The 22,228-nt window shown below is 48.0% G+C and carries 21 protein-coding genes; 7 read left to right on the forward strand and 14 right to left on the reverse strand.

The window, feature by feature from the left end; genetic code table 11:
• Window positions 1–107 precede the first annotated feature (107 nt).
• Window positions 108–1,139: a hypothetical protein gene (locus tag ACRD67_RS08970; RefSeq protein ID WP_430966794.1), complete on the reverse strand. Its 1,032-nt coding sequence runs from the start codon at window positions 1,137–1,139 to the stop codon at window positions 108–110.
• A gap of 91 nt (window positions 1,140–1,230) precedes the next feature.
• Window positions 1,231–1,779: a DUF4251 domain-containing protein gene (locus tag ACRD67_RS08975; protein ID WP_430966795.1), complete on the reverse strand. Its 549-nt coding sequence runs from the start codon at window positions 1,777–1,779 to the stop codon at window positions 1,231–1,233.
• Between the two features lie 155 nt (window positions 1,780–1,934).
• Between ACRD67_RS08975 and ACRD67_RS08980 the strand changes: the two genes are divergently transcribed.
• The 3 genes from ACRD67_RS08980 to ACRD67_RS08990 all read left to right on the forward strand — a co-directional run bounded on the left by ACRD67_RS08980 (window position 1,935) and on the right by ACRD67_RS08990 (window position 3,300).
• Window positions 1,935–2,123 carry a hypothetical protein gene (locus tag ACRD67_RS08980; protein ID WP_430966796.1) on the forward strand — a complete coding sequence of 63 codons (189 nt, stop codon included), beginning with the start codon at window positions 1,935–1,937 and terminating at the stop codon, window positions 2,121–2,123.
• A gap of 38 nt (window positions 2,124–2,161) precedes the next feature.
• Entirely contained in the window at window positions 2,162–2,299 is a 138-nt protein-coding gene (locus tag ACRD67_RS08985) for a hypothetical protein (protein WP_430966797.1), read from the forward strand.
• A 71-nt stretch (window positions 2,300–2,370) separates the two neighbouring features.
• Window positions 2,371–3,300 carry a ketopantoate reductase family protein gene (locus ACRD67_RS08990; protein ID WP_430966798.1) on the forward strand — a complete coding sequence of 310 codons (930 nt, stop codon included), beginning with the start codon at window positions 2,371–2,373 and terminating at the stop codon, window positions 3,298–3,300.
• A gap of 11 nt (window positions 3,301–3,311) precedes the next feature.
• On the opposite strand, the gene ACRD67_RS08995 is transcribed toward ACRD67_RS08990, so the two are convergent.
• The 7 genes from ACRD67_RS08995 to ACRD67_RS09025 form a co-directional block, all read right to left on the reverse strand.
• Complete coding sequence (locus ACRD67_RS08995) at window positions 3,312–3,824, reverse strand: hypothetical protein (protein WP_430966799.1); 513 nt, start codon at window positions 3,822–3,824, stop codon at window positions 3,312–3,314.
• Window positions 3,825–3,827: 3 nt separating this feature from the next.
• Window positions 3,828–5,123, reverse strand: a complete 1,296-nt coding sequence (locus tag ACRD67_RS09000; protein ID WP_430966800.1) for a hypothetical protein — start codon at window positions 5,121–5,123, stop codon at window positions 3,828–3,830.
• Between the two features lie 104 nt (window positions 5,124–5,227).
• Window positions 5,228–6,355: a helix-turn-helix domain-containing protein gene (locus tag ACRD67_RS09005; RefSeq protein WP_430966801.1), complete on the reverse strand. Its 1,128-nt coding sequence runs from the start codon at window positions 6,353–6,355 to the stop codon at window positions 5,228–5,230.
• A gap of 86 nt (window positions 6,356–6,441) precedes the next feature.
• Complete coding sequence (locus ACRD67_RS09010; protein ID WP_430966802.1) at window positions 6,442–7,902, reverse strand: alpha/beta fold hydrolase; 1,461 nt, start codon at window positions 7,900–7,902, stop codon at window positions 6,442–6,444.
• A gap of 25 nt (window positions 7,903–7,927) precedes the next feature.
• Window positions 7,928–9,421 carry a M61 family metallopeptidase gene (locus ACRD67_RS09015; RefSeq protein WP_430966803.1) on the reverse strand — a complete coding sequence of 498 codons (1,494 nt, stop codon included), beginning with the start codon at window positions 9,419–9,421 and terminating at the stop codon, window positions 7,928–7,930.
• Between the two features lie 101 nt (window positions 9,422–9,522).
• The gene (locus ACRD67_RS09020; protein ID WP_430966804.1) at window positions 9,523–10,569 is read right to left on the reverse strand and encodes a helix-turn-helix domain-containing protein; all 1,047 of its coding nucleotides are present in this window, start codon (window positions 10,567–10,569) and stop codon (window positions 9,523–9,525) included.
• Between the two features lie 70 nt (window positions 10,570–10,639).
• Complete coding sequence (locus ACRD67_RS09025) at window positions 10,640–11,515, reverse strand: alpha/beta hydrolase family protein (protein WP_430966805.1); 876 nt, start codon at window positions 11,513–11,515, stop codon at window positions 10,640–10,642.
• A gap of 94 nt (window positions 11,516–11,609) precedes the next feature.
• Between ACRD67_RS09025 and ACRD67_RS09030 the strand changes: the two genes are divergently transcribed.
• Window positions 11,610–12,827, forward strand: coding sequence for a multidrug effflux MFS transporter (locus tag ACRD67_RS09030; RefSeq protein ID WP_430966806.1), 1,218 nt, complete (start codon window positions 11,610–11,612; stop codon window positions 12,825–12,827).
• Window positions 12,828–12,878: 51 nt separating this feature from the next.
• Window positions 12,879–14,147, forward strand: a complete 1,269-nt coding sequence (locus ACRD67_RS09035; protein WP_430966807.1) for a mechanosensitive ion channel family protein — start codon at window positions 12,879–12,881, stop codon at window positions 14,145–14,147.
• Window positions 14,148–15,157: 1,010 nt separating this feature from the next.
• On the opposite strand, the gene ACRD67_RS09040 is transcribed toward ACRD67_RS09035, so the two are convergent.
• Entirely contained in the window at window positions 15,158–15,958 is an 801-nt protein-coding gene (locus ACRD67_RS09040; RefSeq protein ID WP_430966808.1) for a hypothetical protein, read from the reverse strand.
• A 112-nt stretch (window positions 15,959–16,070) separates the two neighbouring features.
• Between ACRD67_RS09040 and ACRD67_RS09045 the strand changes: the two genes are divergently transcribed.
• Window positions 16,071–17,132 (forward strand): bestrophin family protein, encoded by a 1,062-nt coding sequence (locus ACRD67_RS09045; protein ID WP_430966809.1) that lies wholly within the window; start codon window positions 16,071–16,073, stop codon window positions 17,130–17,132.
• A 1-nt stretch (window position 17,133) separates the two neighbouring features.
• Here the strand turns inward: ACRD67_RS09045 and ACRD67_RS09050 are convergent, their stop codons facing one another.
• From ACRD67_RS09050 to ACRD67_RS09065, 4 genes are all read right to left on the reverse strand, one after another.
• On the reverse strand, window positions 17,134–17,736 hold the full coding sequence (locus ACRD67_RS09050) for a hypothetical protein (RefSeq protein WP_430966810.1): 603 nt from the start codon (window positions 17,734–17,736) through the stop codon (window positions 17,134–17,136).
• Window positions 17,737–17,856: 120 nt separating this feature from the next.
• The gene (locus tag ACRD67_RS09055) at window positions 17,857–18,792 is read right to left on the reverse strand and encodes a pyridoxal-phosphate dependent enzyme (RefSeq protein ID WP_430966811.1); all 936 of its coding nucleotides are present in this window, start codon (window positions 18,790–18,792) and stop codon (window positions 17,857–17,859) included.
• A gap of 58 nt (window positions 18,793–18,850) precedes the next feature.
• Window positions 18,851–19,369, reverse strand: coding sequence for a DUF4251 domain-containing protein (locus tag ACRD67_RS09060; RefSeq protein WP_430966812.1), 519 nt, complete (start codon window positions 19,367–19,369; stop codon window positions 18,851–18,853).
• Window positions 19,370–19,434: 65 nt separating this feature from the next.
• Complete coding sequence (locus ACRD67_RS09065; protein ID WP_430966813.1) at window positions 19,435–20,175, reverse strand: NUDIX hydrolase; 741 nt, start codon at window positions 20,173–20,175, stop codon at window positions 19,435–19,437.
• A 106-nt stretch (window positions 20,176–20,281) separates the two neighbouring features.
• Here ACRD67_RS09065 and ACRD67_RS09070 point away from each other — a divergent pair, with 106 nt between their 5' ends.
• Window positions 20,282–22,216 (forward strand): glycoside hydrolase family 3 protein, encoded by a 1,935-nt coding sequence (locus ACRD67_RS09070; protein ID WP_430966814.1) that lies wholly within the window; start codon window positions 20,282–20,284, stop codon window positions 22,214–22,216.
• Window positions 22,217–22,228: the final 12 nt, after the last annotated feature.

Consider the following 22,228-nt stretch of genomic DNA (forward strand, 5'->3'; position numbering starts at 1 on the left):
TTTTTTAAGGCTTTCATCGGTTTAGACCTTTGGTCACAGGTGATCGGCGTGCAAGCCCCTTCCAGGCCAATGCTTATGCCGGTCTATAGTTTTTTGGTCCCCAGGTGTCAGTTAGAAAACTTCTGGGCATATCGTTGCACAAATTTGATGAAGTGCTCCGGTTTGTTGGCGCTAAAGATTTCCAGTAGTGCGGCGTCCTTGTCCTCGGCCTGATCGTAGTAATATTGCGTCATCTCCAACCCCATATAGTAGCCAATCTGAAAAGGCCATTCACGGCCATCCTTGAACCGGCCAGAAAACCAGCCCTTGGCATCGTCCACATGCATGAGCAAATGGGGTTTAAAAGCCTCCCATAGCTCCCGTTCGTGCGCACGTCCAAAGGTGTTGCGTTCTGTATCCTCCAGCCCTGTGGCCAGCCTAACGATCATTTCGGCACCGCCTTCCCGTATGGCGTAGGCCATTGCCGTACTTTCTGCGGAATCTTGGTAGATACGTTCGTATCCAATCTTTCCTTGGAGCGATTGCTGCAACCAATGTACCAGCTCATGTACCGCTACATGGGAGATGTTCCCAAAATCGGCAAAAGGTATACGCCCCTTGGGCGCTATGCCCTCGGGAAACTCCCCAAGATCGTTCTCGGCCGTAAGTCCAAAATAGTCTACGCCCATAATAACGCCCAAAGGCTCCGCCGAACCGCCACCGCCCAGGTCCGTAATGAAATAATAGGTCGGTAAGGCCTGTGCAAATGGGTCTGGATAGATTTGCAGGACGGCTTCATAGCCCTGGGCAATTTCCGTTTCCAAGGCCTTTAGGCGCTCTTCCATGTTTTGGAGCGATTCAAAAAACTTGGGCCTTTTGTTTACGCGTTCGGCAAATTTCTTTGGATTTAGGTTATAGCGGTCTATCCAGGCCTTGAAACCTGGCGATGCCTTTTCGAAATAGACCGTAAAGGCCAGTTCGGCCTCCGTCCCGCTTCGAATCGATGCCAGGGCCTCGTTGTAGTTTCGCAAATCGGAATAGGAAAAATGGGGTTTTCCCTCCTGTGCAAAAACAGCAAGAGGAAATAGAAAAAGTATCAGGCCATGGGATAACAATGACCTAAAAAAGGGGGAGACAGAAGGTGTTGGGCGACGTTGCATCGTTAAGGGTTTTAAGGTTGATCTATTAAAAGATAAACCTTTACCCATAGTGTTACAGTAAATGTAGCCCGTTATGCGGGATGTCCCCCTCCTACTCCGGAAGGCCGCTTACCTGCCCATCATAACGGATAACGAAGCGTTGCGAACTGTTGACGCTTATGGTACTGCTCAGATTCGGAAAGAGTTCCGCGTTTACCTGGTAGGTCTCCGTCTTGTTGTTGATCTGAAAGCGCATCACATAGCGCTGTTTCTTTTCGTTCTTGGTAATTTCAAAGTTCTTGGGTACGCCCTTAAAGGTAATGCCCTGGTCCGCATTGTACCCACCACTCATCTGTCGTTCCCCGAAATAGGGCAAATAGGCCGATACGGTATCACCTTCCACTTTTAGATAGTTGGCCTCCCCCACCAGATTGATACGGTTAATGGTGCTGCCAGGCGGCAGCAGTCCTGCATTCGCCAATTGATTTAGACTGTTGGTCGCCATAGGTTGCGCCCAATCGGCGCTGATCTTAAAAGCCTGCTGGGCCACCAATTCATCCAGGGCCTTGGTGTCCTGAAAATATCGGGCCGTTGTTTTCTCCGAACTTCCACAGGTCCATAGAAGTAAGCTACATACAATTAGTGCTATTTCTGTTCTCATAGTCAACTACATTTAGGTTAAAGCCCGCGTTGCTGTCCCTCAAACACCAAGCCTACAACAAGTTACGAAAAAAAATCAGGGAATGGCCCATACCTGATAAATATCATCCCCAACCTAGTCATAAATTCCGAATTTTGGGCCCAAACACCTAAGCTATGACAACTACCAGGACAATTATTAAGCACCAAGGGACTAGTATTATTTACGGTCTGGGCTTTATCGGAGCGGCGGTCTATTACGTTCAAATGGCCACCGGGTTTTGGGCCGGGGTCCTAGGTATTCTCAAGGCTTTGGTATGGCCGGCTTTTTTGGTCTATGAAATTTTGGCCCATTTGGGCATGTAGTCCGCTTTTCTTTGTAATTTTAAACAATACCAAATATTATGAAAAACCTGATTAGGGCCATTATCGCAGCAGTGGGCGCCAAAAAGATTGGCGGCGGGCGTTGCGGCTGCATCGGTACTATAGTTGTCTTCATCATTCTCTATTGGTTATTGGGCTATGTCTTTGAGCTGTTCTAGCGAACCTGGCGCGCTCTTAAATATTCCTTAATTCGTTTTATAGCTTCTTTCCAGTGCCTTACCTTCATAGCATGAAACGCATCTTCATTATCGGAGCGGGCGCCGTGGGCAAGGTCTTGGCGGTGGCCCTGAAAAAGGAAGGCCGGGAAGTGGTGATTCTTCGTGGTAGTGTGGCAGACGGCCCTCCTTCCCAAGAAACCATAAAAGTACTGCTGTATGATGGCAGCATGCTCCAAGAAACGGTTGAAATAAGTACGCTTAGCCAGTTTTCCCGCTTGGACGGACTGGTGCTGCTCACCAACAAATCCTACGGAAACGAACGATTGGCACACCTCCTTAAGGACAAGGTAGGGGACTCCCCTATTGCCCTCTTGCAAAATGGCCTAGGTATTGAAAGGCCTTTTCGGGAAAGGCATTTTCCCAAAATCTATCGAGCGGTGCTCTTTATGACCAGTCAGGTGAACGATACCGGGGTAATCAGTTACAAACCCGTAGCGGTCTCTCCTATAGGTACCATTGCTTCCGAAGACAACCAATTGGAAACCGTGGTGTCCCTCTTGCACAGTCCCCATTTTCAGTTTAGGGCAGAATCGCATATTCAAGAAATCATTTGGGAGAAAGCTATCGCCAACAGTGTCTTTAATTCCATATGTCCCCTACTCCACATAGATAATGGGGTTTTTCACAGGGAGCCCCAGGTGATGGACCTGGCCAAAAGGGTCATTGTAGAGTGCATCGCGGTAGCCAAGGAGCACGGTATCGTACTCCAACAGCAACAGTTGGAGGCGCGGATATTGCAGATCAGTGAGAAGTCGGACGGACAGTTCATTTCTACCCTGCAGGACATTCAAAAAGGACGGGAAACCGAAATTGATACGCTGAACCTAGAGTTTGCGCGGGTTGCCAAGGCCTTGGGCAAGGAACACCTAATACGGGAAACGGCCCTGCTTGGGGAACTTACACTTTTAAAATCACGACTTAGTCGTGCTGCTGCTTCCTGATATCCTAGGCCTTACTCTTTTTCCGGGATATCCATAAAGGCGGTAAAAAGGCTTTTCCACCTACCATCCTCCTTGATGTGGATAGACACATTGCGCATATCCCTAACCACCGTGATGGTGGAATCCTTGGGGTCGTTGAAAGCCTCCTTTTGCGACCGTAAGTATAGGACCATATCCTTGGCTATGGGTATAAAGTCTATGGTCTCCGTTTCACTTGCCGTGGCCCGGTTACCAGCCTCGTACCAAGTCTTTACCAGCGATAGAAACTCCTCGCGCGAGCGAGTGGCATCACGCATCATGGGCCAGTTTTTATAATGTTTTGCAAAATGTGCCTCGTAAGGCGCCCAGCCTTCCTGGGCAAGTACCAGGGGCAATTCCTTGGCCGAACGTTCTATTTCCCTTCTGTCGGCCTCGGTAAACCAAGGCTCCGGCTGCTCGGCACACCCTAGCATTAAAAGCATAGTGGCCAAGCATATGTTAAGCCCGTTCTGTTTCCCGATAATCTTTTTTATTGCGAAATGCATCTGTTATGGTTTTAGTTCCTTGTGATTCGTATTGAATTCCTTTCTTGAAGTGCGTACTCCCCCTGTATCATAACTGTACTTTATATAGGCTACCCCATTGTCCAAACGGTTGATGGGCTTACCCTGCCTGTCCAAAAAGGATACTTGGGACAATAGGCCCCTGTCATCGTAAGTGTAGGTTATGCTGCTGTACCCCCTGGTTTTGTGGTCGATAGGTAACTTATCGGTACCCAACAACTGCGTAGATACCCGTTTCATTCCTTTGGTATCCCAGGTATAGATGGCATAGGTATATCCAGAAACCACATTGGGAGCGGGATTCCCAATGCTATCGGTAAAGTAAGAGCGTGATAGGTTCCCGAAGTCATCATAAAACCTTCGCGAACCCCAGAAGCCATGATCGTTCCTTTTGGGATTCCCGTGCCTGTCCTCATATCTAATGGCCGTTTCATACCCGAACTCGTCCGGGGTGTTGATGCCCTTGGCCACATTGGGACCGTTCCCCTCGGTCAACCGGCCTTCCTTGTCCAGTACCTTCCACCCCAGCCATCGGCCTTGATGGTCGAACTCTAGTTTGTCCTGGGCCACTCCGGTGCTGTTTTCCACAAGATTTCCGTCCGCATCCACATTTTGCATTAGGGAGATGTATCCTTGGGGATCATAATGCAGCCGCGTGGTGTAAAACAGGAAGTAGGGGCGCAAAGGTTGGGGTTTCCCTTGAAGGTCCTCGCGTTTTTCAATTACGGAACCATCGTCCTGTAGTTGCCAATGATAGGCTGCTACCCCCCATTCGTTTTCTATTTCACTGCCGTTCTTGTCCAAAAAATACAAATGTTTACGGTTCCCCAGGGAGTCCAGCTCGTAAACTTCCAGATATACCTGCCCCCGAACGCTGATCTGGGTATTCAGATGGTTGTAGAAACTTTTGATCTCGGTGTTGCCCTCGTATTTGGTACGTACCACCGGAGCGGGGAATTGATAATAGCCGGTCGTATGGTTGGGGGTTTTATAGTGCTCCCCTTGCATAAAGGCGATTTCCACAATGTGCGCTTTGCTATCGCGCGTAATCCGGTAATGGCCCCTTTTTTTTGCTTGTACGGCACTTAGTTTTACCAGTCCCTTTTGTTGTGCGTAGGGTGTTTCCCGAAAGACCAGCGAAGTATAATATCTTACATCGTGCGCTACGGGCAGTTCCACGGGGAGCTGGGCATCGCTCTGACAACTGATTAAAAGACCGATTAGCAATAGGACGGGGATACGTAGTAGTCGCTTGACATTTTGTGATAACAGATTTCGCATATAACTAGGGTTAAAGTCCGAATATCCCAAAATACGGGACAAGCCAAAAATGTTGAACCCCTAGGTTTCTACCAATTTATAAATGGAGAGGAGTTTTTAATCGCTTAGTGGGATAGGTTACGCTTAAAGGTATTGGGAGAAACACCGGTATGTTTGCGAAAGGCCCGATAAAAAGGCGAGAGCGATTTAAAGCCTACCTTTTTGGCCAAGGTATCGATGGTATATTTGTCATACTCCGGATTCGCCAATAGCTTTTTGGCCTCCTCGATGCGATACGTGTTTAGAAAGTCGTTAAAGCGTAGGTTTAACTGCGCATTGATGGCCTGGGACAAATAAGCGGTATTTATATGGAGCTTTTGCGCCACGATGGTCAAAGTAAGTTCAGGATCCATATAGGCCCGGTCCTGCTCCATAAACGTGCGCAGTCTTTCCACATAGTGAAGCATGCTGTCCTTGGATAACGAAGAACCTTCGTATTTAGAGGAATTGATATTGGAATCCTTCAATTTTAAGGCATAGAACATCAGCACGATCAAAATAAAGGACATGACCAAAAGTTCTATGGGCCACTCTATAAAGGAACAGGCAAATATCAGGTACAACTGCTTAAAGATCCAGTTTTGGAAAATGACAAAGAGCACCAAACTGATGTAACTGAAGAGCAATAGGTCTCTAATGGCCTTGTGCTGCAGTTTTGGCAGAACAGCACGGAACAATTGTATTCCGGAAAGCGAAAGCAGTGCCACGGGAAGGGCGAACTTTAGCAGAAAAAAAGTGGGGCTTCTCCAAATAGATACGGGTCCGGGTCGGGTATCGCTATAAAACAGGTCTAGTAGTTGCTGTTGCTCTAAGGAAGACATCAAAAGGTATCCAGGGTTTTTGATCAGCAGCAGGAATAGCAACCCTCCCAACAAGGCCCAATGCACTTTTGCAAGGGGTACCTCCCCCCTATTTCCAAAGGAACGGAAATACAGAAAGAGAAGCAGATAGATCAACACGTCCAGATGCCTGCCAAACATAAAAAACCAGGGGACGTGATAGATCAACCTGGAATGCACCAGGTAATTGTACAGGATAAAGAGGATAAAGAGCGTCAATATGTAGAGCAAGATCCGTTCTGTTCTTCGGCCCATCCGTTTGGTCCCCACAAAGTAAAAGATGAAAAACATCCCGATACTCAGGGAAGCAATGGTCGCTATAAGATATAGATCGATCTTAATCTCAAAATCCATTTTTGGTACCCTTCTAGAATTGCCCTGCTAAAGTTAGCCTAATTTCCACAAGGGAAAAATTGCCCAGCAAAAGAGCACATGGAACCCTAGTCCACCCCAAAATCCAAGGGCGCCTCCAGTTCCTTGGGCAATGGGTAGGTAACCGGATCGTCCGCCGATAGATAGCCCATCATAATTGGAGCAAGCGTATCCAATACCTCCCGATACAGGTCATGTGAGCCGTATTTTATGGTAAGGAGGCGGCCCCGTTCAAAATTGGCCATGATCTCCCTTGCGTTCCTCAGTGGCGTCCTGGCGTCCTGACTTCCACAGATCAGCAACAGGGGTACCCGGGATTTGAAATTGGGTTCTAGCTCGGCGCTCACATCCTGTAAGGGCAACAGATCGCTGACCTCAAAAATCACATTGTTCAGCACATCGCCCAGAATGGCGTCCTTGGCCTGTGCAGCTACCTCGGCCTTTCTTTCAGGGGTACCCCCCGATGTGCAATCGGTCAGTACGGCCATTAAATTTACACTTTGGTTATACCGAAAATACAGGGCATAGTTGGCCAGCCAGGAATAGTCGCCCGACTGCATATTCAAATAATGTTGCGGCAACTCCCGATACCCTATTCTTCCCAAGGTCATACCTGTGGCCAATTGCAGATCATACTTTCCCAGAACGATATTCACGGGTTTTTGGGTCTCGGGGTGCGTGACTTCCACAGTGACCCGTGATTTTTCCAAAGCTTGAAGCACCTCCTTTACCAGTCCTACAAAGGAGGGTATCTTTTTGGACCATAGGCTGTCCTTTTCCACTAGGGCGGACAGTTGAGTGAGGACCTTATCTACCTCATAGGGCAGTTTAAGTGTGTGTTGCAGGCCTTCGGGACTGTCCAACAGAATACGGTCCACCCGATCGGGGTATTTCTTTACATAGGTCAACGCATGGTGGGCCCCGAAACTTCCTCCAAAGAGCATAATCTTGTCATAGGAAAGGAATTTCCGCACAGCCTCGGTATCCTCGGCCATCGCCACCACATTATATCCTTGCAGGTCCCGCTTTTTTTCCTGCCAATGCGCCGCACAATCGGCAATGTATTTCCGGTAATACTGTCGAAAACTTTCCTTTTCCAAGGGAAGGTCCAAAGGTAGGTTTAGGGAAATTGGGCAACCCAGCTTGGGGACGGATTTCCCATTGCCCCGTTGATCTACCAATACCACATCACTACGTTGGGCAAAGGAGGAAAGTATGGGTGCAAATTCTTGTAAGCGTTCCAAGGCAGATGGATCGTCCCCGGGTCCGCCCTCGAAAACAAAAATGGGCGGCAGGGGATTCGGATGTTTCGTTTTAATTCTGAAAAAGGGAAGTTCAATGAAGGCTGATTTCCCGTTCTTCCTGTTTTCGGGTACCCGTATATGCCCCATCTCGCCGGTATAGGTTTCCCCGTTGCCCGCCGTAATGGAGTGCGGCTCCAAAGCGCCGGATTGGTCCAAATTTTGTTGTGCGCAACCACTGCCAAGGCAGCCCAGCACAAAGCCTATGCAAATTATTTGCTTCTTCATGTAAATTGGATTTGTTGGATAGCCGTTATTGCTGGTTATCCAATAGTCCCAACATCCCTTTTATCATTGCCTCCTGGAGCGGTGTGGGCGTTTCCTTTTTGGCCACTTTGAGCTGATCGTCCGTTATCTTGGCGTCCAATCCAGCTTTGGATAGGTACTGATCTATGGGAATCCGCTCTGTACCCCGGATATAGGTAGTGAAGAAATCGGACTGGTCCTTCCCGTTCAGTGCCTCAAGGCGTTCCTGGAGCTCATCTATGGTATAGTGCTCGTGGGTGCCTCCGTATTTTTTGAATAGCCCTGTCATAAGGTCGTCCAAACTCTTTTTGTTGTCCGAAGTCTCACGGATCATCATGTCCTGGGCTATGGCCACAAAGAGGCCACCGCCGTAGATCAATCCCCAATGGGCATGTTTTTCCTGGCCCTGGGTCATGGAGAGCCTTCCTACCCCATCATCGGTGGTATAGCGTTGGAAAAACAAATTGTTCAATGCATCAAAATAGGCGGGTTCGTTTAAAAAGCCGATATGGTACAGTGCCTTTAGGGTATAGTAGTTGGTAAACCCTTCCTTGAACCATTCGGTTTCCTGATCTTCCGGTATCATTGACTTGCCGTTCCACAAGTGGAAGAACTCATGCGCAAAAATAAAGCGCGAGATCATTTTGGACATATCGTCCGCATCTTTTTGGATCAGAATACTGATGTTATTGCCTATTACCTCTCCATCGGTCTGGTCGGTCTCGTTGATAATGACCACGGAACGGTCTAATACATTGTCCGGCGGCGGATTGGGCAGTCCGCCCATCAGGTCAATATAATAATCCAGCACCCCTGAGGCCATATGCTGATACTCCTCCTTATTGCTCTGCACCGAGCTGCCCCCTAAAGCAAAAAGGAGTTCAAAACCCTCCCGTTTAAAGGAAAGCTCCTCGTGGGTCCCGGCAAAGAACATCCCCAGGGAGAGGGCCGACTGGTTAGCGGCCACAAACCGATGCTGGCCTTTGTCAGTCCTTTTCCAAGGGGTGGTTACCTTCCATGTCGGGGGAAGTTCAAAGCTGACGGGAATCTGCTCCCTTGCTTCACCATTAAGGACCAACAATGCCCTTCCGGTATAGAACACGCCCCAGTCCGTGGCATAGGCCACCCCATCGAGACCGCCGCCCCATTCATGCTTGTGGTGCTCCAGGTGTACTTCATAATGTACCTGTATCCGTTCCTTTGGCGTATATGCCATGGCCCAACGGGCATCGGGCAGTTCGGTGACGGTTATGGGGGTACCTTGGGCGTCCACCACCTTAAGATGGTGCACGAACTGTGCCCAGCCCCGTGGAAATTGCCCTGCACCCTGGGGCATGTACAACAGGCTGTCTTGTGGAATCATGGAGATGCTTACCCGGGCCAAGTGCGGGTTTTGTTCATCTATACCAATGGCATAGGAAATGGAAGGGTCTTGGGCCCCTAACTCTTGGAGGCCCAACAGGGCACAAATCAACAATAAATAATGGACAACTGTTTTCATGGATTTCTGATTTTAATTGATGAATAGGTTACAAACCTAGCCAATCCGAAGTTCCCTAGGGAAGGATGACTGTTTGTATTTACAAATCAGAACAGCTTGGTTTAAGCGAGACGTTTTAGGAAGTCAATAGGCGTGGTGCCCTTTTCCTTTTTAAAGGCGGCATAAAATGCGGAGGCCGATTTAAAACCGGCTTGCTGGGCAAGGCCCATTATGGTATAGGATTGATGTTGTTGGGTCTTTAGGGCCTCGGATACTTCCTCAATACGGAACCTGTTGATAAAGGTATTGAAGTTTTGATCGTAGTTCCTGTTGATCCAGGTACTGAGCTCGTGATAGGGAAGCCTTAGGTGCCCTGAAAGGGTTCGGATATCCAGATCGGGATCACGGTAGTATCGGTGCCGCCTAATGGCCGCTACAATAAGATCTTTGCCTACCGCAGACGGTTTTTTTCGTTTTTTACGGATCCTTCGGGCTTCGGTCAAACTTATTTTATGATAAAAAAGATATACCGTAAGTGCCGAGAACAAGAGGGTTATGTTAAGGTAGACCACGATGGGTAAGGGACCTATCCACAGTCGAAAAAGATAAAAGGAGAAGTTTAGGAACCAAATCGAACCCACGCCCCACACCAGGAGCTGGGCGGTCCATCCAAAATATTTTGGGCTCTTCCAAAAACGATGGATAATCGCGACCAAGTAGGCCAGAAAATGTAGGTTCCAAAGCGAAATCATCGCCAAGCTGTCCACAAAGCGAAGCCCCCATTGCCCAAAGGTGCTATGGGGAAAAGAAATGGATAGCACGGTGATACCCAAATAGGCATAAAAATGGGCCAGATGGCCAGACCGTAGGGTGTGGGTCTTTCTTCCTTCCAAATTGCACACGTAAAGATAAAGCAGTGGCGCAATGGCAAAGGCCATGGCATTGGAAATAGGTTCAAAACCACTTAACTGCCGGCTATAACCGCTCAGGTTAAAAATGGTGTTCAGGATAACGATTCCGATTACAAAAAAGAGCGCGGAAAGAAGGGGTTTGGCGGTTGGACTGCCCGGGGCTTTCCTTCTGAGATAGGCCATGGACAATAAAAAGCAATTCCCAACGCCAACGGCGTTCAGTAATAAGGTCACGTCTTTTAGCATGCTGATTTCCACCCGTGGTTCTTTACCTATATATTAAATGACGGTTTTTTCTGGAAAATGTTACAGGAAAACGCCCCAAATTTTAATAGAGTTCGGACAGTAGCCATTGGCGTACATCCCTACCATACGGAATCCGTTCCTTGGTGTCCACATCGTAAAGACTATGGTTGGCATTGGGATACACAATATACTTAAAGGGCCTTTCGGGTGCCCTGGCCAGGATGGTGTCCAAGTTCTGTTTGCTAAAGGTCACGGGCATGCTGGTGTCCTTCTCCCCAAAGAGCCAAAGGCTTGGGATAGCCAATTGGGTCACGTATTCTTCGGAGTCAAAACCACGGTCCGCATTGAACGCACGGAGTTTTGTATTGATCTCTTCCCAATCCACAGGTTCTTTGCCCCGGGCATCGCCCGCCAATTCGCTGAACAGCGTTTCATGGCCCAGGGAACATATGGGACCGGAAATCATAATCGAGAATTTTATAAGATCCGATTTGCAGGCGGCCAGGGGGGCTATCCACCCGCCTTGACTAAAACCCAGAACACCAATGCGTGTGGTGTCTATACCGGCCTGTCGTTTGGTCCATTCGGCCACGGCCACCACATCATCGCTCAGGATATCAAAGACCTCCTTGCTGGTTTCGGTAGCTACTTTTAGGAAACGTCCTCCCGAAGCCCCGGTACCCCGTTTGTCAAAAAAGACCACAGCCAATCCTTGCCGGGAAAAACGGGAAATCAAGGGTTGATAGCTGGTCCAGTTGCCACGTCTGCCCGAACCGTGTACAATAATGACCACGGGCGGCTTTTGGGCCAAAGGTGTTTCGGGGAGGATCAAACGGGCCATTAGGGAAACCTCACCACTGGCTACCCTACTTTTGGTCTGGGTGCCGAATTGCGCATGGGCGGCCGTTCCGATAAGGAACAAGCACCATAATCCCCACTGTCCTAATAGCCTTTTCATCCTAAGCGTTAATTTATTGTAAAGATGCAAAATTATCCAAATTTTTGCCAGCATTGGGTGCCGCTTTCCCCGGGAATGTTCCTACTTTTGTCTGATGCTAAAATCGCGGTACTCCCAATTCGAATTTATCGCCCTCATGGCATCGCTGATGTCCATCGTGGCCCTGGCCCTGGATGCACTTTTGCCCGCCCTGGATGTCATAGGTATGGCCATAGGCACTACAGAACCTGTGGACAATCAATTGCTGATAACCATGATCTTCCTGGGCCTTGGTGTTGGTCCCCTCGTCTTTGGTCCCATATCGGATAGCTTGGGACGCAAACCGGTGGTCTATATGGGTTTCGCCCTCTTTGGACTGGCCAGTTTTATCTGCATCTATGCCAACAGCCTGGAGATGATGATTGTGGGTCGGATTCTACAGGGCATTGGTCTTTCGGCACCCCGTACCATAAGTATTGCCATGGTACGCGATCTGTTTAGCGGGGATTATATGGCCCGGATCATGTCGTTTGTCACCGTGGTCTTTATTTTGGTTCCCATTATTGCCCCGGCTGTGGGCAAATTGGTTTTGGATCAGTTTAATTGGCAGGCCATTTTTTATGTGCAGCTTGTTTTTGGGCTTTTGGTGTCACTTTGGTTTTGGAGGCGACAGCCCGAGACGCATCCTGTGGAAAAACGGGAAAAGTTCACTTCGCATATCTTTATGGACGGACTCAAGGAACTGATGAGACATAGGGACACCATTGGTTATACGTTTATTTCCGGTTTTATCGCGGGCTCCTTTATGGTTTACCTGAGCACTTCCCAGCAAATCTTTGAACAACAATACCTTTTAAAGGAAGAGTTTCCCTATATCTTTGCGGCCCTAGCCATTTCCATAGGCAGTGCCACCTTCCTGAACGGGACCCTGGTATTGCGTTTCGGTATGGAGAAATTGGTGACCACTTCCCTCCTAGCCTTTTTTGGGATTTCGCTCTTGTACCTCCTGCTGTTTTACGGTAGCTCGAATCCCAGTATTTGGGTGCTGCTCGCTTTCTTTGGGGCACAATTTTTTGCTATCGGTTTTCTCTTTGGTAACCTCAGGGCTTTGGCCATGCAGCCCGTGGGACATATTGCGGGCATCGGGGCCGCCATCACTGGATTTATTTCAACCATCATGGCCGTGCCCATAAGCACTTACATTGGGCGTTATGTGGGCGATACCGTCTTGCCGCTCTTTATCGGCTTTCTGGTATGTGCCCTACTCTCCATCGGTATTTTGACCTATCTAAAGCTTACGGCCCGCAAAGCGCGTCGTATCTGGGCGAAATAAATTGAATCCAGGATACCCTGATTTCGTGCAAAGCATAGTATTTTTGCACCTATGAAACAGTTGCAGATCATAGACCGTGCCCTAAGCCATTTTATTTACGACTACTTTGTGCGCTTGGGCGTGGCGGAAAGTACCGCAAGCTATTTGAACATGATCGCACTCTTCGTGGCCATGCTGTTGGTGGTTTTCTTGTTGGATTTTCTAAGTTGGAAGGTGATTAGAAGCTTTTCGGCACGCTTGGCGCGAAGATCCAGGACCAATTTTGACGACCTATTGGTGGCCAATCGGGTACCCCGATATCTGGCGCATATTATGCCCCTCTTGCTCGCCATTGAACTGGTGCCCCTGGTCTTTATCGATTTTCAGTACGTGGAAAATATGGCGATGAAGTTTCTGCAAATCATGAGTATACTGCTGGTGGTCCGCATAGTGCGCAAGGTGTTGGATACCTTTAAGGACTATTTTAAGACGCTGCCCCGCTTTAAGGACAAGCCCATAGACAGTTATATACAGGTGTTTATGATCTTCGCATGGGCCGTGGGCATTATGACCATCTTTGCCATCATCACGGACACCACCATTTGGAAGTTCTTTACCGCACTGGGTGCGGCCTCGGCCATATTGCTCCTGCTCTTTCGGGATACCATCCTAGGATTGGTGGCCAGCATACAGGTCACGATCAATGATATGGTGCGTATTGGCGATTGGATTACGTTTGACAAATACGGCGCGGACGGCGATGTGATCGAGATCAACCTGGCCACGGTGAAGGTGCAGAATTTTGATAAGACCATTACCACCATTCCTACCTATGCGCTCACGGCCGACTCCTTTAAGAATTGGCGGGGCATGCAAGAATCCGGTGGGCGACGCATTAAACGGGCCCTGATCCTTAAGCAGGACAGTGTAAAGTTCCTCAGCTTCCAAGATGTGGGCCGCTTGGAAAGAATACAGTTGTTGGAGGGGTATCTTAAAAACCGTCAGGAACGGATCACGGCAGATAATTCGGAGAACGGAGTGGATACCTCTCTACCCATCAATGGTAGAAACCTTACCAACCTAGGGGTCTTTAGAAAGTATATTGAACTCTATTTGGAAAAACATTCGGCGGTGAATAAAGAAATGATGATGATGTCCAGGCAGTTGCCCCCCACTTCCCAAGGCATTCCCCTGGAGATTTATGCCTTTAGCAAGGACAAGCGGTGGCAGAACTACGAATATATCATGGCCGATATCTTTGATCACCTATTGGCGGCCGTACCCTATTTTGAACTGGAACTGTTTGAGCTTCCGGCAGCGGCCAATTTCTCAAAAAAGTAGTTTCCTTGGCCCAATGGATGGTTTAGAGCGTCAATTGCCGGGTATTTGAACCAATCTGGGCCACAAAATCAGCTTCCCTTTCCCCCTATTTGTCCTTCAACCTAAAAAAAATCACTTTTTTTCAAAAAAAATGATATTCCCATCAATTTAATTGTAATAAGTTGATAAACAATAAATTACATACTTTATCAAGATATAAAAAGCCCTTGGATAGTGTTAAAAATTGCTTAAAATAGTACCTTTTTATACATAGTACTGTAACAAAAATGTTAATGGGACGTCTAGTAAGTGTAATCAAATTGATAATAACACGACAAAGTACAGTCATTAACCATTTAAAAGACAAAAAGATGAGAGCAACATTAAGCAAAACACCGACAGAAACAAAAACCTTCACCCTGTTGACCAATTTTAGAAACAGCAAAAGGGTTCAATGGTCCTCCTACCGCAATTACAGATAGGATTCCAAGCAAATAACATTACATAGTTAACCTAAAAAACAAAAGAAATCATGAGAGCAACATTAAGCAAAACACCCACTGAAGCCAGGACCTTTACAGTATTTTCCAACTTCAGAAACAGTAAACGAGTAAGCTGGTCCGGATACAGGAACTACAGATAGACTGTACCGACCTCAAACAAAAACAACACAACAAAAAAACAAAAGAAATCATGAGAGCAACATTAAGCAAAACACCCACTGAAGCCAGAACCTTTACCGTATTTTCAAACTTCAGAAACAGTAAACGAGTAAGCTGGTCGGGATACAGGAACTACAGATAGACTGTACCGACCTCAATAAAACAACACAACAACAAAAACATGAAAACATTTAGTAGGCCCACACCAACCGCCTCCAGAACCTTTTCCTTCTTCTCACAACTTAAGGACAGTAAACGAGTGCGTTGGGCCGAACACAGGAACTTTGGCCGATAATACCAGACCTGACCAAAAAAAAAGGAGCTATACGATATAGCTCCTTTTTTTATTTTTAAAATGTCCTATTGGGGTCAATCGTCCAGTTCAACTTCTTCCGTAGTACCATCGGGATAGATGATCGTGGCGATATTATCGCAGCTGCCATCACCAAAATCCACCGAGACCGCTAGACCATTCTTGCTGACCTGCATAACACCGCTTGTAAGGTAGTCACAAGCCAGATTTCCTTCCAAGGTGGTATCGACCATTACAGCGTAGGTATTCTCATCTATACTTACGGTCCAATTTCCATCTATGGTGAAGACACTGGTTTCCAAAGTGTCCCCAAAGCTGAAACCGAAGGTTTTGCTCCCCGTCTCGTCTATGACCGTCCCATCGGCCAGGGTAATGGTCATATCACTGGTTACGGTAAACGTAAAGGCCTCTTGGTCTACCAAGCCTTCGAAGACATAACTTCGGGTACCGTTGATCTCTATACCGTCCACGGAAAAGTTGTCAAAGGTAGTGGTAAATGACAGGGTCTCCCCTTCTGAGGTATAGGTAACCATTACGGTCCCGTTCACATTTTCATTGCCATCTACTGCACAATTGGTGAAGGTTACTGAAAAACCGGTATCGCTGTACTCGGCCACATAACAGTCTGGATTGGTTTTGCCGGTAAGGGCATTGGAACTGTTCATGAACAAACCGGTGACAATGTCATCGGCTACGCCAGCAAGCTCATCGGTATTCAGAATTTGTTGTAGCTCGGCTTGTGAGAGCACGGCCTGATCCCCAATGGCATCCTCTTTGTCGCTACTACAGCTGATTGCCAAAAGCAGCACCGTTAGGGTCCATAATAGGTTTTGGGTGTTTCGTTTTAATTTAGTCATGTTCATTTGTATTGGGTTACGGCTTATGAACGTTTTTTTGGCCGTTTTAGTACCTGTTTTGTCGATCCATATTTTGTTTATTTTTAAAGGAACCTATCATACAAACAATTCTATGCTCGTCAAAAAAAGATATTCCGTGCTCGATATGGCACGTTGGACCCGTTGGGAAACCTTAGTTTTCCTGGTCATTGCCACCATTGTGACCGTTTTGTACAACCTCTTCGGTTATACTTTTTTACATGTTCCCTGGACTCCCGTGGCCCTAATCGGCACAGCGGTGGCCTTTATGGTAGGTTTTCAGAACAATTCGGCCTACGGACGCATCTGGGAGGCCAGAAAGATCTGGGGAGGCATTGTGAACACCTCCCGTAGCTGGGGGATGAAGACCAAGGACATGGTATCCAATGAATATACGGACAATCCGGCTGTGCTTCAAGAACTTCAGGAGCATAAAAAGGTACTGGTGTATCGGCATATTGCCTGGTTGACGGCCCTACGCCATGCCATGCGACAACCCAGAAAATGGGAAGCCTTCGAGGACAGTCATACCAATCGGGAATGGTCTAACATGATACATATCCCCGAAAAGATGTTTACCGTGGACCAAGACTTGATGCATTATTTGAGCGATGAGGAACGCGCTTATGTACTCAGCAAGAAAAACGGTCCTGCTGCCCTACTCTATCTACAGTCCGATCACTTAAAGCGACTCAAGGAGCGTGGACTGCTCTGGGAGTTTTCCTTTTTGGAGCTCGAAAACGTGCTGCAGGAACTGTTTACCCTTCAGGGCAAGTCCGAGCGCATCAAAAACTTCCCCTACCCCCGGCAATATGCCACCCTGTCCTACTCCTTTGTATGGATCTTTTTGCTACTGCTCCCCTTTGGAATTGTGCCCGAGTTTTCGAAAATAGGGTTGGGATTAGCGGATAGTTTTCCCATATTGGCGCCCTATTTTGGCTGGTTGGCGATTCCGTTCTGTGTATCGGTATCCTGGGTGTTCCATACCATGGAGCGCATCGGGCGCGTAGGAGAAAACCCCTTTGAGGGTTCCGCCAACGATGTGCCCATTTCCACCATTTCCAGGGGCATAGAAATTGATTTACGACAACTCTTGGATGAGGACCACGCAAGCATTCCGGAGCAGTTTCCAGAGGAATACGGGGTGCAAATGTAAACTACTTCCGTTCTTCCAGCTTTGCCCCCTGGCCCTCTACTGTTAGGTTAAATTCGGTGATGGGCATATCGGAAAAATTGGCAACATTGGTCCGTGTGTACTCCGTATAGTTGGCATTGAACCGGTAGATATCCTCGTAGCGTTCAAGAAGGCCCTTTTGTACGTCCAGTTCTCCACGTATTTCCAGGGTCCTTGCTTCGAAATTATAGCTGAGCGTTTCGAGGGCCGTTGCCGGCCAGTTGCTGTACAGGCCTATCCGTTCAAAGGCTTTTTTGATAAAACTGCTGTACCGTATGGCTTCCCTAAAGCTCCTGGTACGTCCTTTGAACACTCCGCTATCGACGGTTACCTCACCCTCGCAGGTAATGAACATCGGGACCCCGTTCAACTCCATGTCATAGCGACATTCCTGGGTACCTGTTTCTGTAAAAATCACCCCTCGTTCGGGCTTGTGCGTATCGTAGAACGAGAAGCTGATCTGCCAGGTGCCGATAAGGAAGTCCAAATCTTGTACCGACGGTTTGGAAGGCGGCTTTTCCTGGGCTGTACTGTACAAACTGCCAAAAAAAAGGAACAACAGAAAAAATTTATAGAAACCCACCATGATTACAACTATTTTGGTTAGAACACAAAAATGGTCCTTGACCCTATGGGTTTTCCGATCTTTTTAGAAATCGATCGGCCCTATTTATAAAAAAAGGAAAGGAGTCCCTAAAAACTGGATTTAAAAGGGCAGTTGCCCCAGATCTACATTGCCCCCCGAGATAATGATCCCCACTTTTTTGTCTTGAAACCTTGTTTTTTCGCGCAGCAGGGCTGCTAGGGCCACCGCGCTGGAAGGTTCCACCACGAGTTTCATACGCTCCCAAATAAACTGCATGGCCGTTATGATCTCTTCCTCGGTAACCCGGATGATACGGTCTACATGCTGCTGGATGATGGGAAAATTTTTATCCCCCAATTGGGTTTTGAGTCCGTCAGCGATGGTATCCGTAGTGGCATTGCTTTCAATGACCCCGCTTTGTAGGGAACGATAGGCGTCGTCTACCGCAAAGGGTTCCCCACCCACTACCTTGCAGTTCGCACCAAAATGATGTACGGCCAGAGCCGTACCGGCAATAAGGCCACCCCCGCCCACCGGACAAATGATGTACTCCAAATCTGGGTGGGCCTGCAAAAGCTCCAGTGCCGCAGTGCCTTGACCCAGAATGACGTCCATATCGTTGGATGGATGTATAAACGTAGCCCCCTTGCCGTGTTCAATTTCCTCAGCGGCAGCTGCCCTGGCCTCTAGTGTGGGTTCGCATTCAATGATAAGCCCCCCGTATTCCATAACGGCATCCTTCTTTACTTGGGGCGCATCGGTGGGCATGACAATATAGGCGGTTACACCTAGGCTTTGGGCCGCAAGCGAAAGGGCTTGGGCAAAGTTACCTGAGGAATGGGTGACCACCCCCCTTTTTTGCTGTGCGGTGGTAAGTCGCAAGATGGCATGGGTAGCGCCGCGCATCTTATAGGCACCCATGCGTTGAAAGTTTTCGCATTTTAAAAAGACCGTTGCCCCCGCCATTTTATCAATGAGCCGGGAAGACAATACCGGGGTATTATGGATGTAGGGAGCAATGAGTTGGTAACAGGCCGTAAGATCTGCTTTACGCATCTAACTGGGTTTAAATCACCGCAAAGATACGCGTTAAACACAGAAAATATGGTAGGCCCTACTCTACTTTTTCCAGGGGGAAAAGTACACCGTTGTACGAAATGCTGTTCCTAAAGCTACTGTTGACATTTACCGAGGCCTCCCCATTGTTGTAGACGGTGAGCACAAAGTTAAAGACCTCCGTTTTGTTCCGTCCAGTGAATTTTATGGTCGTCCGCATTTTTTTATCGTTATGGACCATGCTGTATTCAGAAACTTCACCGTTGAACACAATACCCGGGTCTATACCATAACCACCGGAGCGGGCCACTCCAAAATAGGGTAAAAGGATATCGGCCTGCCCCCCGTCTATTTTTAAATGGTTGATGTTGAGTTGCAGATTGATCCGCGGACTCCCGAGGGGATTGGACCAATCAGCGGTAAAGTGATAGCTACCGGAATCGATCAGGTCTTTGATCTCGGCATAGGCGGCTTCGGCCTTCTCCCTCTTAGCCGCTTTCCTGTCAGCCTTGGTCTGTGCATTGGTGACCGTACCACCAAGCGCAATCATAAGGCATAAGAGCACAATTTTTTTCATTTTTTTTTGCAATGGATTATAGCCTTGGAGTATTCAAATTCTGTGCCAAGTTGCTTGTTGGCAGCCTATTTATTTGCGGGCAATTTGTAGCTGTAGAGATAGGGCCGTTTATGGGGTACTCCTTCCCTACGTTCCTCGAGGCGCTCAAAAACGGCATACCCCAACATTTTCTTTTGGAAGCGGCTGCGATCCATTTGCCTGCCAAGAACAGTTTCGTAAACCCGGTGCAATTCTGGCATCGTAAATTTTTGTGGGAGTAGATGAAAGGCTACGGGATCTACCTGCAGGTCGGCACGGAATTTTTGCAGCGCTGCTTCTACAATTTCTTTGTGATCCAACAGCAATTCGGGGAGGGCATCCAAACGAAACCATTGATGCCTTAATGAGAAAAAGCCCGCAGTGGGTCTGGTCATGGCCATGTGCACCAACGCATAGTAACCCACAGAGATAAAGCGTTGGCTAATCCACAAATCCTTGTCCCATGGGATACCTATTTTCAAAAAAAGCTGCTCCATTTCGGTGGGGAATGACCGATTCGGGTCCCCAAAGGTGTAAAACTGTTTTAGGTAAACCTTGTTTAGGCCCGTACGCTCGTTTAAGATACGGACGGCCGCCTGGTCCAGAGGTTCCTGACGCTCAATAAATCCCCCGGGCAACATCCATTTGTCCTCCACAATTTCCAAAAGCAATACGTACAGACTGTCATTTTCATAGCCAAAGATGACATTGTCAATGGAGATATGGGGAAGAAACAGTTCTTCTCCCCTTTGTAACAACTCCAGTACTTCTTTCGGATTTTTGGACATAGCGCAAATATACGACTTAAAAAAAACCAAAATTTTTGGTCAAGTTAAGAAATTAAATTACATTGTGTCAAATTGTCACAATGAAAATATTTTAAAACCACATCTAATGAAAAAATTTCTAAAAGTTTTACGTTGGACCCTAGGCATCCTCCTCATTCTTTTGCTCGGGATTTTCCTCTACGGCTATTTCAAGATACAGGGAATCAAAAACCGTGGCGAGGATAAACTTGTAGGTCCGGCAACGGTTTTAGTGATAGACGGTCACTCCTTTAGGGACTTGAACAAAAACGGGAAGCTCGATACCTATGAAGATACGCGGCTTGCTCCGGAAGTAAGGGTTAATGACCTTTTATCCCAAATGACTATAGAGGAAAAGGCCGGGCAGATGTTCCATCCCTTTCTGTTCTCCACCAAATTGGACATTATGCCCATGCGGATTCTGGCCCTGTTCTACCCTCCGGAAGAATACATCGCTACCAGGGGCATTACCCACCTTACCTCTCCCCTGGCCCCGGACGATCCCTTGGTCCATATCGAGTGGGTGAATGCTTGCCAAAAAATAGCCGAACAAACACGCTTGGGCATACCCCTGAGCTTCAGTTCGGATCCCCGGCATAGCAACAAAAAAGGTGCGGCCGTATTCATGAAAAGCCTTTCCCAATGGCCCGATGCCTTGGGTTTTGCGGCGCTGCGTGACTCTTCCCTCACCGTACGTTTTGGACAGATTGCCGCCAGGGAATACCGGGCCATAGGCCTGCATACCTCACTACATCCAGTGGCAGACCTGGCCACGGAACCGCGATGGGGCCGAATTGCCGGCACCTTTGGAGAGGACGCAGAGCTATCGGCCATGCTAACGGCCGCCTATATTTATGGCATGCAGGGCGATAGCCTAAATAGGAATTCCGTGTCCACCATGACCAAACACTTTTCAGGGGGCGGACCTCAAAAGGACGGATGGGATGCCCACTTCAAATACGGCAAGGACCAGGCCTATCCCGGTAATAATTTCGCCTATCATCTGATTCCCTTTAAGGCAGCCATAAAGGCCAAAACGGCCCAAATGATGCCCTATTACGGCATCCCCTTAGGCCAGACCAGTGAAGATGTAGGTTTTGCCTTCAACAAAGAGATTATTACCGATCTGCTTAAGGACAGTCTTAATTATACCGGCATTGTGTGTTCGGATTGGAACATTATCAATGATCCGGACAGTGCCCTGGCCAAATTTGGGGAACCTATGGACCACGGCGTTGAGGACCTGGACGCCCTTACACAAGTGGAGAAGGCGATACATGCCGGTATCGATCAGTTTGGGGGTACGGACAATCCGGAACTCCTTGTTAAATTGGTAGAGAGCGGACGGGTGTCCGAATCGCGACTGGACCAATCGGTGCGCAAATTATTACACCAAAAGTTTGTGCTGGGCCTCTTTGACGATCCCTACATCAATGAAAAGGAGGTGTTATCCGATATAGGCAGGCCCGAGGATGTACGCTTAGGGCTTGAGACCATGGTGCGATCAGCAGTTTTACTTAAAAACGAAGCAGGAACGTTGCCCCTATCCGGGAAGCCCAAGGTTTACATAGAAAATATGGACAGGGACTTGGCGGCCTCCTACTTCGATGTCGTGGATGAATTGGCCGAGGCCGATTTTGCCCTATTGAATTTGGATCCGCCCTTTGAACCCCGGGAAGGCCTACTGGAGAGCTTTTTTCACCAGGGGCGATTGGATTATGCACCTGAGGAGTTAGAGCGGATTCTGGACGTCATGCAACGTAAACCTACCATTGTAACCGCATATTTAGAACGGCCCATTGTGATACCGGAAATCAGCGAACAGGCCAAGGCCGTATTGGGCCATTTCAGTATCTCGGACAAGGCGCTCTTTGAGCTCATCTCCGGGAAGGGTCGGCCCGAGGGCAAACTGCCCTTTGAAATGCCTTCCAGCATGCAGGCCGTAGAAAAACAACTGGAGGACGTACCCTTTGATTCGGAAAATCCGCTGTACCCTTTTGGTTGGGGCCTTCGCTATGACTAGGCAACGGTTTTG

This window comes from Eudoraea algarum (assembly GCF_050589645.1).
Lineage (GTDB): Bacteria > Bacteroidota > Bacteroidia > Flavobacteriales > Flavobacteriaceae > JBNGOQ01.

Excerpts from the sequence above, each read along its gene's own strand:
- ACRD67_RS09000 (WP_430966800.1), bottom strand. The coding sequence starts at position 5,123 with ATGCGAAATCTGTTATCACAAAATGTCAAGCGACTACTACGTATCCCC.
- ACRD67_RS09040 (WP_430966808.1), bottom strand. The coding sequence starts at position 15,958 with ATGACTAAATTAAAACGAAACACCCAAAACCTATTATGGACCCTAACG.
- ACRD67_RS08975 (WP_430966795.1), bottom strand. The coding sequence starts at position 1,779 with ATGAGAACAGAAATAGCACTAATTGTATGTAGCTTACTTCTATGGACC.
- ACRD67_RS09060 (WP_430966812.1), bottom strand. The coding sequence starts at position 19,369 with ATGAAAAAAATTGTGCTCTTATGCCTTATGATTGCGCTTGGTGGTACG.
- ACRD67_RS09055 (WP_430966811.1), bottom strand. The coding sequence starts at position 18,792 with ATGCGTAAAGCAGATCTTACGGCCTGTTACCAACTCATTGCTCCCTAC.
- ACRD67_RS09065 (WP_430966813.1), bottom strand. The coding sequence starts at position 20,175 with ATGTCCAAAAATCCGAAAGAAGTACTGGAGTTGTTACAAAGGGGAGAA.
- ACRD67_RS09035 (WP_430966807.1), top strand. The coding sequence starts at position 12,879 with ATGAAACAGTTGCAGATCATAGACCGTGCCCTAAGCCATTTTATTTAC.
- ACRD67_RS08990 (WP_430966798.1), top strand. The coding sequence starts at position 2,371 with ATGAAACGCATCTTCATTATCGGAGCGGGCGCCGTGGGCAAGGTCTTG.
- ACRD67_RS09050 (WP_430966810.1), bottom strand. The coding sequence starts at position 17,736 with ATGGTGGGTTTCTATAAATTTTTTCTGTTGTTCCTTTTTTTTGGCAGT.
- ACRD67_RS08985 (WP_430966797.1), top strand. The coding sequence starts at position 2,162 with ATGAAAAACCTGATTAGGGCCATTATCGCAGCAGTGGGCGCCAAAAAG.
- ACRD67_RS08970 (WP_430966794.1), bottom strand. The coding sequence starts at position 1,139 with ATGCAACGTCGCCCAACACCTTCTGTCTCCCCCTTTTTTAGGTCATTG.
- ACRD67_RS09025 (WP_430966805.1), bottom strand. The coding sequence starts at position 11,515 with ATGAAAAGGCTATTAGGACAGTGGGGATTATGGTGCTTGTTCCTTATC.
- ACRD67_RS08995 (WP_430966799.1), bottom strand. The coding sequence starts at position 3,824 with ATGCATTTCGCAATAAAAAAGATTATCGGGAAACAGAACGGGCTTAAC.
- ACRD67_RS09045 (WP_430966809.1), top strand. The coding sequence starts at position 16,071 with ATGCTCGTCAAAAAAAGATATTCCGTGCTCGATATGGCACGTTGGACC.
- ACRD67_RS09030 (WP_430966806.1), top strand. The coding sequence starts at position 11,610 with ATGCTAAAATCGCGGTACTCCCAATTCGAATTTATCGCCCTCATGGCA.
- ACRD67_RS09070 (WP_430966814.1), top strand. The coding sequence starts at position 20,282 with ATGAAAAAATTTCTAAAAGTTTTACGTTGGACCCTAGGCATCCTCCTC.
- ACRD67_RS09015 (WP_430966803.1), bottom strand. The coding sequence starts at position 9,421 with ATGAAAACAGTTGTCCATTATTTATTGTTGATTTGTGCCCTGTTGGGC.
- ACRD67_RS09005 (WP_430966801.1), bottom strand. The coding sequence starts at position 6,355 with ATGGATTTTGAGATTAAGATCGATCTATATCTTATAGCGACCATTGCT.
- ACRD67_RS08980 (WP_430966796.1), top strand. The coding sequence starts at position 1,935 with ATGACAACTACCAGGACAATTATTAAGCACCAAGGGACTAGTATTATT.
- ACRD67_RS09010 (WP_430966802.1), bottom strand. The coding sequence starts at position 7,902 with ATGAAGAAGCAAATAATTTGCATAGGCTTTGTGCTGGGCTGCCTTGGC.